Origin of the sequence: Micromonospora sp. CA-248260 (genome assembly GCF_050942205.1) — a bacterium.
GTDB classification, from domain to species: Bacteria; Actinomycetota; Actinomycetes; order Mycobacteriales; family Micromonosporaceae; genus Micromonospora; species Micromonospora antibiotica.
The window spans coordinates 1,068,051-1,080,125 of sequence record NZ_CP192021.1; the positions used below are offsets into that span (position 1 = coordinate 1,068,051).

At 73.0% G+C, this 12,075-nt stretch carries 11 protein-coding genes; 7 read left to right on the forward strand and 4 right to left on the reverse strand.

The genetic code is table 11. The features are described from left to right. Positions 1-146: 146 nt before the first annotated feature. Both ACQP2H_RS05010 and cofD read right to left on the reverse strand, forming a co-directional pair. Positions 147-1,310 (reverse strand): coenzyme F420-0:L-glutamate ligase, encoded by a 1,164-nt coding sequence (locus tag ACQP2H_RS05010; RefSeq protein ID WP_433231317.1) that lies wholly within the window; start codon positions 1,308-1,310, stop codon positions 147-149. Further along, positions 1,307-2,254, reverse strand: a complete 948-nt coding sequence (cofD, locus tag ACQP2H_RS05015) for a 2-phospho-L-lactate transferase (RefSeq protein ID WP_219467346.1) — start codon at positions 2,252-2,254, stop codon at positions 1,307-1,309. The genes ACQP2H_RS05010 and cofD overlap by 4 nt, the downstream gene beginning before the upstream one ends. Before the next feature lie 98 nt (positions 2,255-2,352). Here cofD and ACQP2H_RS05020 point away from each other — a divergent pair, with 98 nt between their 5' ends. From ACQP2H_RS05020 to ACQP2H_RS05045, 6 genes are all read left to right on the forward strand, one after another. Next, positions 2,353-3,228, forward strand: coding sequence for a hypothetical protein (locus ACQP2H_RS05020; RefSeq protein WP_433231321.1), 876 nt, complete (start codon positions 2,353-2,355; stop codon positions 3,226-3,228). A 201-nt stretch (positions 3,229-3,429) separates the two neighbouring features. Continuing rightward, positions 3,430-5,952 carry a bifunctional FO biosynthesis protein CofGH gene (locus ACQP2H_RS05025; protein ID WP_357536307.1) on the forward strand — a complete coding sequence of 841 codons (2,523 nt, stop codon included), beginning with the start codon at positions 3,430-3,432 and terminating at the stop codon, positions 5,950-5,952. 126 nt (positions 5,953-6,078) lie between these two features. Then, the gene (locus ACQP2H_RS05030) at positions 6,079-6,357 is read left to right on the forward strand and encodes a hypothetical protein (RefSeq protein WP_208570296.1); all 279 of its coding nucleotides are present in this window, start codon (positions 6,079-6,081) and stop codon (positions 6,355-6,357) included. Between the two features lie 180 nt (positions 6,358-6,537). Then, positions 6,538-7,935 carry a DUF4331 domain-containing protein gene (locus ACQP2H_RS05035; protein WP_208570297.1) on the forward strand — a complete coding sequence of 466 codons (1,398 nt, stop codon included), beginning with the start codon at positions 6,538-6,540 and terminating at the stop codon, positions 7,933-7,935. A 76-nt stretch (positions 7,936-8,011) separates the two neighbouring features. After that, positions 8,012-8,305, forward strand: a complete 294-nt coding sequence (locus tag ACQP2H_RS05040; RefSeq protein ID WP_219470688.1) for a phospholipase — start codon at positions 8,012-8,014, stop codon at positions 8,303-8,305. Positions 8,306-8,779: 474 nt separating this feature from the next. Beyond that, positions 8,780-9,037 (forward strand): WhiB family transcriptional regulator, encoded by a 258-nt coding sequence (locus ACQP2H_RS05045; RefSeq protein ID WP_007455784.1) that lies wholly within the window; start codon positions 8,780-8,782, stop codon positions 9,035-9,037. A 460-nt stretch (positions 9,038-9,497) separates the two neighbouring features. On the opposite strand, the gene ACQP2H_RS05050 is transcribed toward ACQP2H_RS05045, so the two are convergent. Continuing rightward, positions 9,498-9,947, reverse strand: a complete 450-nt coding sequence (locus tag ACQP2H_RS05050; protein WP_208570298.1) for a metallopeptidase family protein — start codon at positions 9,945-9,947, stop codon at positions 9,498-9,500. Between the two features lie 153 nt (positions 9,948-10,100). Between ACQP2H_RS05050 and ACQP2H_RS05055 the strand changes: the two genes are divergently transcribed. Then, entirely contained in the window at positions 10,101-10,472 is a 372-nt protein-coding gene (locus ACQP2H_RS05055) for a DUF3499 domain-containing protein (RefSeq protein ID WP_208570299.1), read from the forward strand. A 195-nt stretch (positions 10,473-10,667) separates the two neighbouring features. Here the strand turns inward: ACQP2H_RS05055 and ACQP2H_RS05060 are convergent, their stop codons facing one another. Continuing rightward, positions 10,668-12,044 carry an NAD(P)/FAD-dependent oxidoreductase gene (locus ACQP2H_RS05060; protein ID WP_357536309.1) on the reverse strand — a complete coding sequence of 459 codons (1,377 nt, stop codon included), beginning with the start codon at positions 12,042-12,044 and terminating at the stop codon, positions 10,668-10,670. Positions 12,045-12,075: the final 31 nt, after the last annotated feature.

Sequence of the window (12,075 nt, forward strand, 5' to 3'; positions counted from 1 at the left end):
TGACGCGTGACGCGTGACGCGTGACGCGGCGAGCGGGCAGGTGCGGCTGACCCGGCGGTGTCCAGCCTCGCGGAAGCCGCCACCTCGGCGACCCTGTGGTGATCATGACCGGCTCGGTCAGCCCGCCCGGGGAGGGTGCTGGCCGGTCAGAGGGCCAGGCAGGCGCTGGCGATGCTGCCCGTCGGTGGCGGCAGCAGGGTGGACGGGATCCCCTCGGCGGCCAGCGCGATCCGCAGCCGGTGCAGGTCGACGCCGAAACGCACCAGGTCGGGCTGGTCGACGGGAGTGGGTGCCGCGCCGAGCAGCAGACCGCTCGCCCCGATCGGCCAGCCGTCGACGGTCGCGGCGAGACCGGCGCGTACCTCGTCGTCGGTGACCTGGGTGAACGTGGTGCCGGGGGCGACCACCTCGGCCACCGCGGCGATCGCCCGGTCGACGGCCGCCGGGTCCACCGGTGCCTCACCACGGCCGTCGGCAAGCGTCGCGGCGGCGCGCATCCCGGCCGCCATCGCCTCGGCGGTGCCCAGTGAGAACAGGTCCAACGCGCTCTCCCGCACCAGGGCGGCGGCTCCGGCCCCGTCGTCGACCAGCCGGACCGCCGGCCGGTCGTCCCGGCCGTCGCCCCCGGCCGGCGGGTGCGCCCGGCCACCGTCGGCCGGGGGCGACGACGACGGCAGGTAGCCCCGGACCACCGCCACCGGGACCTGGTCGCACTTGCCCTTGATCAGCTCACCTGCGCCGGCCAGCTCGTCGACCACCGCCATCTGGGTCAGTTGCAGCTCGTTGCCGTAGGGGTCGACCTCGCCCCGGTGGTCCCGGATGGCGGGCATCCCGGCGACGCCGAGCGCCACGTCGGTCAGCCCGTTGCGCCACGGCCGGCCCATCGTGTCGCTGATGATCACGGCGACGTCGATCCGGTAGCGGTCCCGCAGGGCGGCGCGCAGCGCCCGCGCCGACGCGTCCGGGTCCACCGGCAGCAGCACCAGCCGGGTCTTGTCGACGTTCGACGCGTCGATCCCGGCAGAGGCCATCACGAAGCCGTGGTGGGTCTGCACGATCCGGGTCGCCCCCCGGCTGGCCACCACCCGGGCGGTCTCGGCGGCCAGCACCTCGTCCCGGGCGGCGAGCCGTTCCGGGCCGTCGGCCGGCACGTCCACCAGCCGGCCCTCCGCCTTCGACACGATCTTGCTGGTGACCACCAGCACGTCGCCGTCGCGCAACCACGGCGCGGCCGTGCCGATCAGCACCGCCAGGTCGTCGCCCTCGGTCACGTCGCCGATGCCCGGCACCGGCAGGATCTCCAGTCTCACACCAGCTCCATCGCGGCCCGGACCATCGCCGTGGTCGCCGCCTCGTCGGTCATCCGCAGCGGGACCGCGCGGACGGTCACCCCGGGCACCGCCACCCCGTCGTCCTCCGGCGCGACCAGCCAACCGTCGAGCAGGCCACCCTCGCTGCGACCGCCGTAGAGCCGACCCACCCCGGCGGCGCTGCACTCGACGTCGAGGACCTCCAGGCACCGGTCGGCCATCCCGCGCACCGGTGCGCCGCCGATGATCGGCGACACCCCGACGACCCGGGCCGGACCGGTGGCGACCGCGTCGCGCAGGCCGGGCACCGCCAGCACCGGGGCGATGCTCACCACCGGGTTGCTCGGCGCGACCAGCACCACGTCGGCGGCGGCCAGCGCCTCGGCCACCCCGGGGGCCGGCTTGGCGGTGTCCGCGCCGACGAAGACGAACCGGTCGGTGGGCACGCCCGCCCGGTACCGGACCCACCACTCCTGGAAATGGATGGCCCGCCGCTCGCCGTCCAGGTCGACCACCGCGTGCGTCTCCAGCCGGTCGTCGGTGGCCGGCAGCAGCCGTACGCCGGGCTGCCAGCGGGCGGCCAGCGCCTCGGTGACCTGCGACAGCGGATACCCGGCATTGATCATGGTGGTGCGCACCAGGTGGGTGGCGACGTCCTTGTCGCCGAGGGAGAACCAGCCCGGCTCGGCACCGTACGCCGCCAGCTCCTGCTTGATGGTCCAGCTCTCGCCGACCCGCCCCCACCCGCGTTCCGGGTCGGCACCCCCGCCGAGGGTGTACAGGACACTGTCCAGGTCGGGGCAGACCTTGAGGCCGTGCAGGTAGAGGTCGTCGCCGACGTTGACCACGGCGGTCACCTCGGCGCCCACCTCGCGGGCGTACGCCCGGACGCCGAGCAGGAATCGGGCACCCCCGATCCCGCCGGTCAGAACCACGATGCGCATGTCGTCCATCCTCCCGTACGGGACGCGAGCCGCCGCCGGGCGGCCCGGGAGACTAGGCTCACGTCGGCATCTGTCCGTTTCGCCCCGAGGGAGAGTTCGTGACCAGCCCCGCCGAGCCCGCGTCGCACGACGCGTCGCAGGCCCGCCAGATCACCGCACCCCTGCGCGAACTCGCCGCGCTCGTCCTGCTCGGCGCGAACGCCGTGCTGCTCTTCGTCGGGTTCGTCCGGCTGCTCGTGCCGATGTCGGACTACAGCACCTTCTCGGGGCGGGCGGGGAGCGAGTTCTTCGCCTTCGTCGGTGTCGAGGCCACGGTGCTGCCGTTGTTGGCCGTGCTGCTGGTCACCCACCTCGCGCCGGTGTCCGGCCGGGCCCGGCAGTTCACCCAGGTCGCCCTCGCCGAGTACGCCTTCGGCGCCCTGTTCGGCGTGTTGACCTTTCTGATCTGGCTGGTCGGCCGGCTGGCCGAGGCCGAGGTGCTGGACGCCCTGCTCGGCATGCTTACCCGGGCGGCCTGGTTGGCGCTGTTCGGGATGGCCGCCTTCGTGGTCTACCGGATCTGGCGCACCCTCTATTACGTCGCGAAGCCGAAGCCCCAGCCCGGCGTCTACGGCCAGCCGCAGCCCGGCTGGCCGCAGCAGCAGGGTGGCTACCCGGGCCAGGGCTACCCGCCCCCGGGTCACCCTGGTGCCGGGCAGTACGGCCAGCCCGGGTTCGCCCCGCCGCAGTCCGCGCCGCCGTTCGGTGCTCCGCAGTCCGCCCCGCCGCAGTCCGGGCCACCGACCGGAATCCCGCCGCAGTCGGCCCCGCCGTTCGGGGCTCCGCAGTCCGCCCCACCGTTCGGGCAGCCTCCGTCGGCCGACCCGACCCAGGCGATCCCGCGTCAGTCCACGGAGCCGACCACCGGCCCGGCCGACGCGGACGGGGACCGCACCCAGCCCTTCCGGCGGGACGATCCGAACACCCCGCACTGAGCCGCACCCGGCCGGGTCGGCCCGCGCCACGGCGTGAGCCCGACCCGGCCGGCGCGGTGCCACCAACCCGGGTCGGTCGGCGCGCTGCGACGCGAGGTGCCGATCCGGCCGGGACGGTGGTGCGGCAGCACCCGACGGGGAGATGTCACACCCGGCTCGCATGGCTGCCGGATCGTCCCGGCCAGCGCCTAGGCTGGGCGGATGGTTGACCGCACCGATCCCGGCCCGACCTCGGCGAGCGTGCGACGGGCGCTGCGCCGGGCCGCCACCGGGCGCGCGCTCGACGTCGACGAGGCCACCGCGCTGCTGAGCGCCCGGGACGCCGACCTGGACGAGTTGCTCCGGATCGCCGGGGAGGTCCGGGATGCCGGGCTGCGCGACGCCGGCCGGCCGGGCGTGGTGACGTACTCGAAGAAGGTCTTCATTCCGTTGACCCGGCTGTGCCGGGACCGGTGCCACTACTGCACCTTCGCGACCGTGCCGCACCGGCTGCCGGCGGCCTTCCTGGAGACCGACGAGGTGCTGGCGATCGCCCGGCAGGGCGCGGCGCTGGGTTGCAAAGAGGCCCTGTTCACCCTGGGTGACCGGCCGGAGGAGCGCTGGCCGGCGGCCCGCGCCTGGCTCGACGAGCGCGGCTACGACTCCACGGTGGACTACCTGCGGGCCTGCGCGGTGGCGGTGCTGGAGGAGACCGGTCTGCTGCCGCACCTCAACCCGGGGGTGCTCTCCTGGTCGGAGCTGCAACGGCTCAAGCCGGTCGCGCCGAGCATGGGGATGATGCTGGAGACCACCGCCACCCGGCTCTGGTCGGAGCCGGGCGGCCCGCACTTCGGCTCCCCGGACAAGGAGCCCGCGGTGCGGCTGCGGGTGCTCGACGACGCCGGCCGGGTGGGGGTGCCGTTCACCACCGGCATCCTGATCGGCATCGGTGAGACCCCGGCCGAGCGGGTCGACGCGCTCTTCGCGATCCGTCGCGCGCACCGGGAGTACGGCCACCTCCAGGAGGTGATCGTGCAGAATTTCCGCGCCAAGCCGGACACCGCGATGGGCGGCCTGCCCGACGCCGAGCTGCACGACCTGGCGGCCACCGTGGCGGTGGCCCGGCTGCTGCTCGGCCCGAAGGCCCGGCTCCAGGCCCCGCCCAACCTGATCGAGGACGAGTACGACCTGCTACTGCGGGCCGGCATCGACGACTGGGGTGGGGTGTCCCCGCTCACCCCGGACCACGTCAACCCGGAGCGGCCGTGGCCGCAGCTCGACGAGCTGGCCCGGCAGACCGAGAAGTCCGGCTTCACCCTGCGCGAGCGGCTGACGATCTACCCGGAGTACGTCCGGGCCGGCGACCCGTGGCTCGATCCCCGGCTGTCACCGCACGTCACCGCGCTCGCCGACCCGGCGACCGGGCTGGCCGTGGAGGCGGCCCGGCCGGTGGGCCGCCCGTGGCAGGAGCCGGAGGAGGTCTTCGGCGGCGGCCGGACCGACCTGCACGCCACCATCGACACCGCCGGCCGCACCGACGACCGGCGGGGTGACTTCGACAGCGTCTACGGCGACTGGGCGGAGGTCGCCGGCAAGGTGAGCCCCGCCGCGTCGGGCGGGCCGGTGCCGGGTGCCGACGGTGACCTGCGGGCGGGGCTGCGGCTGGCGGCCGACGACCCGGCGGCGCTGCTGGAGCCCCGGCACGCCGACGCGGCCCTGGCGCTGTTCGGCGCGGACGGCCCCGCCCTGGACGAGCTGTGCCGGCTCGCCGACGACGTGCGGCGGGACACCGTCGGCGACGACGTCACCTACGTGGTCAACCGCAACATCAACTTCAGCAACGTCTGCTACGTGGGCTGCCGGTTCTGTGCGTTCGCCCAGCGGGAACGGGACGCCGACGCGTTCCGGTTGTCGGTCGAGCAGGTGGCCGACCGGGCCGAACAGGCGTGGGCGGCCGGCGCCGGTGAGGTCTGCCTCCAGGGCGGCATCGACCCGAAGCTGCCGGTGACCGGTTACGCCGACATCGTCCGGGCGATCAAGGCCCGGGTGCCCGGCATGCACGTGCACGCGTTCTCCCCGATGGAGATCGTCACCGCCGCCGCCAAGGCCGGCGTGCCGGTGCGGGAGTGGCTGTCGATGCTGCGCGAGGCCGGCCTGGACACCATCCCGGGCACCGCCGCCGAGATCCTCGACGACGACGTGCGCTGGGTGCTCACCAAGGGCAAACTGCCGGCCGCCGCCTGGGTCGAGGTGGTCTCGACCGCGCACGAGCTGGGCATCCGCTCCAGCTCCACGATGATGTACGGCCACGTCGACCACCCCGGCCAGTGGCTGGCGCACTTCCGGGTCCTCGCCGGGGTGCAGGACCGCACCGGTGGGTTCACCGAGTTCGTGGCGCTGCCGTTCGTGCACACCAACGCGCCGATCTACCTGGCCGGCATCGCCCGGCCCGGCCCGACCTGGCGGGAGAACCGGGTGGTGCACGCGATGTCCCGGCTGCTGCTGCACGGGCGGATCGACAACATCCAGTGCTCCTGGGTGAAGCTCGGCGACGAGGGCACCGTGGCGATGTTGCAGGGCGGCTGCAACGACCTGGGCGGCACCCTGATGGAGGAGACCATCTCCCGGATGGCCGGCTCGGGCAACGGTTCGGCGCGTACCGAGGAGCAGTTGCGGGCGATCGCCGCCGCCGCGGGACGTCCGGCACGCAAGCGGACGACCGCTTACGGTCATCCGTTGCGATGACATCGAACCTTTCGCGCGTGCGGGCCGTACCAGTGTTCGCCGGCGGCGGTTGAGGCGAGGGCCGCCGCCGGCGACCTCGCGCTCCACACCGCGCGCGCTCACGCGCCGCCGGAGGAAAGGTTCCCCATGACGAGCGAAGTGCGGAAGCGTTCCTGGCCGCGACTGACCCGGCGGCAGACACTGACCGCTGCGGCGAGTGCCACGCTGGGCGCGGCGGCGCTGACGGTGACCGGCGTGTCGGCCGCGCAGAACTCCCCGTCGGCGAGCAGCGCGGAGGGTCCGATCGTGGTCCACCTGCGCGACGCCAAGTCGGGGACGTTGGACGTCTTCGTCGGTACGTCCCGGATCGAGGTACGTGACCGGGGGCTCGCCGACCGGCTCCGCCGGGCTGCCGGGCGCGGCTGACCCCCGTCTGCTGTCCGACGGCGGTCTGACCTGCCCGCCGTCACCGGGCGGGGGTGACCCGCCCGCTGTCCCGGGTGGCCCTGAACCGCCCGCCCTCTTCCTCATCACCGCCAGGCGCAGGCTCCCGCGCCCGGTTCGTCATGCCCTGACTCCTCATGATCCCGCAAAGGTTGGTCCGCCATGTCGTCCCACCGCGAAGCACCGGAAATAAGCAAGGACCCGGTCGCCGACAGTTCCGACCTCTACGCCTTCGTCAGCCCCGAACGGCCCGACTCGGTGACGTTGATCGCCAACTACGTGCCGTTGCAGCTCCCCTCGGGCGGCCCGAACTTCTTCGAGTTCGGCGACGACGTGCGGTACGAGATCCATATCGACAACGACGGTGACGGCCATCCCGACGTGACCTACCGGTTCGAATTCCGTACCGAGATCACGAACGAGAACAGTTTTCTCTACAACACCGGGCCGATCGAGTCGCTGGACAGCAAGAACTGGAACCGGCGGCAGTTCTACAAGCTGACCCGGGTGACCGACGGCAAGGAGCACGTGCTCGCCAACAAGCTGCCCTGCCCGCCGTGCAACGTGGGGCCGCTGTCCATCCCCAAGTACAACGACCTGGTCCGGCAGGCGACGTACAAGCTGTCGACGGGGGAGAAGGTGTTCGCCGGGCAGCGCGCGGACGGCTTCTTCGTCGACCTGGGCGCGATCTTCGACCTGGGTACGCTGCGGCCGTTCCAGCAGTTGCACGTGGCCGGCAAGAAGCTGTTCAAGACCGAGGGTGAGCCGGTCAACTCGGTGGACCGGATGAACGTGCACAGCATCGCGGTGCAGGTGCCGCTGAGCAAGGTCCGCCGCAGGTCCAACCGGTACGGCGTGGGCGACCGGGCCTCGACGATCGGGGTGTGGACGACGGCGTCCCGGCAGCAGGTGCGGGTGCTCGGCGACCGGGTCGCCGCGGACGCCGCGATCGGCCCGTGGACCCAGGTGTCCCGGCTGGGCAACCCGTTGTTCAACGAGGTCATCGTCCCGATGTCCAAGAAGGACCTGTGGAACACGCTGCCGCCGACCGAGGACAAGCGGTTCGCCCGGTTCGTCGAGCAGCCGGAGCTGGCGGCGTTGCTGCCGGTGCTCTACCCCGGGGTCTTCCCCAACCTGGACGCGCTGAACAAATCCAAGAAGCCCCGGGCCGACCTGCTGGCGATCCTGCTCACCGGCATTCCGTCGGGGCTGATCGACGGCTTCACCAACCTCACCGGTGACGTGCAGGCCGACATGCTGCGGTTGAACACCGCGATCAGGCCGAGCAGCAAGCCGAACCAGTTCGGGCTGCTCGGCGGGGACCTGGCCGGTTTCCCCAACGGTCGCCGGGTCGTCGACGACGTGGTGAGCATCGCGTTGCGGGCGGTGGCCGGGGTCACCGTGCCGCTGGTGGACAAGAAGTTCAAGCCGGACGCGGCGGCCGGTGCGGTCACCCCCGGCCTGAGCGCCGCCGACGTGACGGCGCCGTTCCTGCGGGACTTCCCCTTCCTCGGCACGCCGTACGACGGGTTCAACAACCCGGCCGCGGCGAACTCCTGACCGGACGGAGAGCGGCGTGAGCGGACACCACCACCACCATCATCACCAGTACGGGCCGACGGAGAGCGGCACGGTGATGCTCGACGTCGGTGGTGACACCGGTGCCCTGATCATCTACACCGGACGTGACCAGCACGGGCGGGAGATCGAGATCAGCCGGGTCGACCAGGCCGGTGCGGTGCGGACGCACTCCGCCGTGCGGGAGCGGATCGTCCGGGACGGGGTGTTCCACAGCGCGGTGTACCCGGACCTGACGGCGGGTGTCTATACCGTCTGGTGGGACGAGGAGACGCCCGCCGGAACGATCTCCGTCAACGGGGGTTCGATCGCCGAATTCGTCTGGCCGACCAGCCCGTCAAGGTCGACCTGAGCACCACGACAACCGTACCGACCGAGCGCCCCGTCCACATTGTGGACGGGGCGCTGTCGGTATTTCCGGCTCGGTGAGCGATCCGGGCCCAACCGCGTTAACCTGTCCCCCACCATGCTCATGATCTTGATAGGACCGGCCGGCCGGAGCGTCCGACGGCGCTGTGCGGGAGCGTCCGGGGCGGCGACGCCACGGCAGAAATCTGGGGCAACTCGCCGGAGAGGGCGTTACTCGCCCGGGGTCTGAATCGATAGGGCAGGTTGCGAGGGCCGGGTGGTCCGGGTGACCGTCCGGTGGCGTGTCGGGAGGACGACTCCATTATCAAGTTCGGCTTGACGGCGCACGCATTACACGCGTGTAATTTCGATGGGGTTGTTCGCGCGGAACGCACAAATAGGACCGGACGGACAAGCACGCCTTTCGCGTGGGGGGTTGCAGCGGCGGTGACGTCGGTGCGCGACAAGGAGGCATCTGATGGACGGCCAGCTTGAGGTGGCCGACCTGCTCGGAAACGCGCCGGAGTGGCAGGAGCGGGCACTGTGCTCGCAGACCGACCCGGAAGCGTTCTTCCCCGAGAAGGGCGGCTCGACCCGCGAGGCGAAGCGGATCTGTTCGCGGTGCGAGGTCAAGACGGAATGCCTGGAATACGCCCTCGGGCACGACGAGCGGTTCGGGATCTGGGGTGGGCTCTCCGAGCGGGAGCGGCGCAAGCTGAAGCGGCGGGCCGCCTGAATGGAAGGTCGAGTCGGGCGGTGGGGGCCGCCCGGCTCACGCCCACAGCCGGTCGCGGGGGCGGCCGGCGTCGGGCGGCGGTCCGGCCACGACGGTGGCCGACCATGGCGACACAGCACCAGGTCACGACGTGAGCGGCCACCGGGCCCGGGCGACGGGCGAGTCGGTCCCCGGGCCGGGCTGTGCCGGCGGTGGAGGTAGCGGGCCCGGCGGATCGTCGGGCCGGTGACGGCGGCTCGCCGGACCAGTGCCGACGATCCGTCAAAAGCGGGGCGTGGTGCTCGACCCCGGGACCGGGTGCCCGCCGACGCGGTTCGTCTCGTCATTGGGCGGGTGAATGCCCGCCTGGGTGGCGGGTCCGTCCTCCGGTAGATGAGTGCCCGCCCGCGTGGTGGGCCGGCGGAGTGCTGGTCCTGGTCAACCTCGGCCGAAGACCCGGGTCGTCACCGGGCGCGCAGCCTCAGGTCAGCTCGTCCGGGTCGACCCCGAGCAGGTTCGCCACCTGCTCGATGATCACGTCGTGGACCAGGTCGGCCAGGTCCTCACGGTCCATCGCGCGAAACTCCAACGGCCGCCGGTAGAGCACGATCCGGGGTGGCACCTCCTGCCGGCCCGGTCGGCCGGGCAGCAACCGGGCCAGCGGCACCTCGCCGTCCTCCAGCACGTCGGAGTCATAGACGTTCAGATCCGGCGGGACGTCCTCGACGGCGAACTCCACGCCGGCAAGTTCCTTGGCGAACCGGCGCTCCAACGTCTCCACGGTGTCCAGCACCAGGTCGTCAAAGATCTCGGCCTTGGTCCGGGCCAGCGGGACGGTCGCCGGCACCAGCCGCCCGCGCAGGCCACGTCCGTGCCGGTCGCGGTGGTTGCGCCGGCCGGAGCCGGGGCGGCGGCGTTCCGGGCTCGTCATGAACAAAAGGGTAGCCCCCGGTCCGGCCCGCCCGATGGCAGCGCGCGCCGACGGGCGCGGCGGGACGTCAGGTGCGAATTGTGATCACGGTGACGGGCGTGTCGGAAAGCGAACCGGTGCGCCGGACCCGGTAATGGGGATACCCTGCCGCACGTGAGGTCACCACGGCGCTGCTCCCGTAACGCCTGCCCCCGGCAAGCGGTTGCCACATTGACCTATGTCTACAACGAGTCGACCGCTGTCGTGGGGCCGTTGGCGGCCTTCGCCGAGCCGCACACGTACGACCTGTGTGAGCAGCACGCCCGGAGCCTGACCGCCCCCCGGGGCTGGGACGTCGTCCGGCACGAGGGCGAGTTCGAGCCGCCGCCGCCCACCACCGACGACCTGGTCGCCCTGGCCGAGGCCGTCCGCGAGGCGGCCCGCCCGGTGGCCCCCCGCCCACCCCAGGACGACCACGACCCCCACCCCCAGACCCCGCCCACCGGCCGCCGGGGTCACCTCCGCGTAATCCCCCCCAACCACTAACCCCACCCCACCCCCCACGGCCCTCCCCACCCCAGGTCAACCCCACCCCAGGCCCTCTCCCCGGTGATCAAGAGGTTTGCGTCAAGTTCGATCTTCAACCTGACGCAAACCTCTTGATCACCGGGGCCGGCGGGTCGCGGGGCCGGCGGGACGGGGGGTCGGCGGGTCGGCGGGGGTGGGTGGGGGAGCAGGAGGTTAGTGGCCTAGGAGGGGGGAGAAGAGGGTGGCGCGGCGGGCGGGACGGCCGGTGCGGTGTTCGACCTCGTCGGCGGAGGACATCACCCGGAGGCCGGCGTTGATGGCCAGCCAGCGCAGCGGTTCCGGCTCCCAGCGGGGGGAGCGGTGGCCGACCCACGGGAGTGCGGTCAGGTCCGACTCCACACCCCGGATCAGGTCGGCGAGGGTACGGCCGGCCAGGTTGCTCGTCCCCACCCCGTCGCCAACGTAGCCGCCGGCCCAACCCAGCCCGGACGACCGGTCCAGCCCCACCGACGCGGACCAGTCCCGGGCCACCCCCAGCGGGCCGCCCCAGGAGTGGGCGACCGGTACGTCCGCGCCGAGCACCGGGAAGAGTTCACCCAGCGTCCGGCGTAGCGCGGCGAAGACCCGGGGCTCCCGGTCGTAGCCGGGGGAGACCCGGGACCCGAAGTGGTACGGGGCGCCCCGCCCGCCGAAGGCCAACCTCCCGTCGGCGGTGCGCTGGCCGTACACGATGAGGTGCCGGTAGTCGGCGAAGGTCTCCCGGTCGGCCAGCCCGATCCGCTCCCAGGTCGGCGCGGGCAGCGGCGCGGTGACCACCATCAGCGAGTAGACCGGGGCGACCGTGCGGCGGTGGCCGGGCAGCATCGGGGTGTACGCCTCGGTGGCCCGGACCACCACGTTCGCGCGTACCGTGCCGTGCGGGGTGACCGCCGCGCCGGGCCGGATCGCGGTGACCGGGGACCGTTCGTACAGCGTCACCCCGTGCCGGCGCACGGCGCGGGCCAGGCCCCGGACCAGCTTCCCCGGGTGCACGGCGGCGCAGTGCGGGGTGAACGTGCCGCCGCGTACCCCGTCGGCGGCGCACCGGGCGGCGGCCCCGGCGGCGTCGAGCAGGACCAGGTCGGCTGGGTCGAGGCCGTGGTCGCGGGCCTCGGCGACCGCGGCGCGTGCCCGGCCGAGCTGGACGTCGGTACGGGCCAGCAGCACCGTGCCGCCGTGGTGCCAGTCGCAGTCGATCCCCTCGGCGGCCACCACCCGGCCCACCTCGGCGACGGTCGCCTGCATGGCCCGTTGCAGCGCCAGTGCCTGCGGCCGGCCGTGCCGACGGGCCAACGCCGGCAGTGAGGTGGGGAACAGCGCCGAGCACCAGCCACCGTTGCGCCCGGACGCGCCGTACCCGGCGATCTCCGCCTCCAGCACGACGATCCGTAGCGTCGGATCGGCCACCGCCAGGTAGTACGCCGTCCACAACCCGGTGTAGCCGGCACCGACGATCACCACGTCGGCGTCGGTGTCACCGGGCAGCGCCGGGAGCGGGGTCAACGGTTCGTCCACCGTGGACAACCAGTGGGACAACTCCGGGTAGCGCATGCGGGCTCCGGGCGGTCAGCGCCGGCCGGGC

Excerpts from the sequence above, each read along its gene's own strand:
- ACQP2H_RS05030 (WP_208570296.1), top strand. The coding sequence starts at position 6,079 with ATGACGAGCGAAGTGCGGAAGCGTTCCTGGCCGCGACTGACCCGGCGG.
- ACQP2H_RS05060 (WP_357536309.1), bottom strand. The coding sequence starts at position 12,044 with ATGCGCTACCCGGAGTTGTCCCACTGGTTGTCCACGGTGGACGAACCG.
- ACQP2H_RS05040 (WP_219470688.1), top strand. The coding sequence starts at position 8,012 with ATGCTCGACGTCGGTGGTGACACCGGTGCCCTGATCATCTACACCGGA.
- ACQP2H_RS05025 (WP_357536307.1), top strand. The coding sequence starts at position 3,430 with ATGGTTGACCGCACCGATCCCGGCCCGACCTCGGCGAGCGTGCGACGG.
- cofD (WP_219467346.1), bottom strand. The coding sequence starts at position 2,254 with ATGCGCATCGTGGTTCTGACCGGCGGGATCGGGGGTGCCCGATTCCTG.
- ACQP2H_RS05050 (WP_208570298.1), bottom strand. The coding sequence starts at position 9,947 with ATGACGAGCCCGGAACGCCGCCGCCCCGGCTCCGGCCGGCGCAACCAC.
- ACQP2H_RS05035 (WP_208570297.1), top strand. The coding sequence starts at position 6,538 with ATGTCGTCCCACCGCGAAGCACCGGAAATAAGCAAGGACCCGGTCGCC.
- ACQP2H_RS05045 (WP_007455784.1), top strand. The coding sequence starts at position 8,780 with ATGGACGGCCAGCTTGAGGTGGCCGACCTGCTCGGAAACGCGCCGGAG.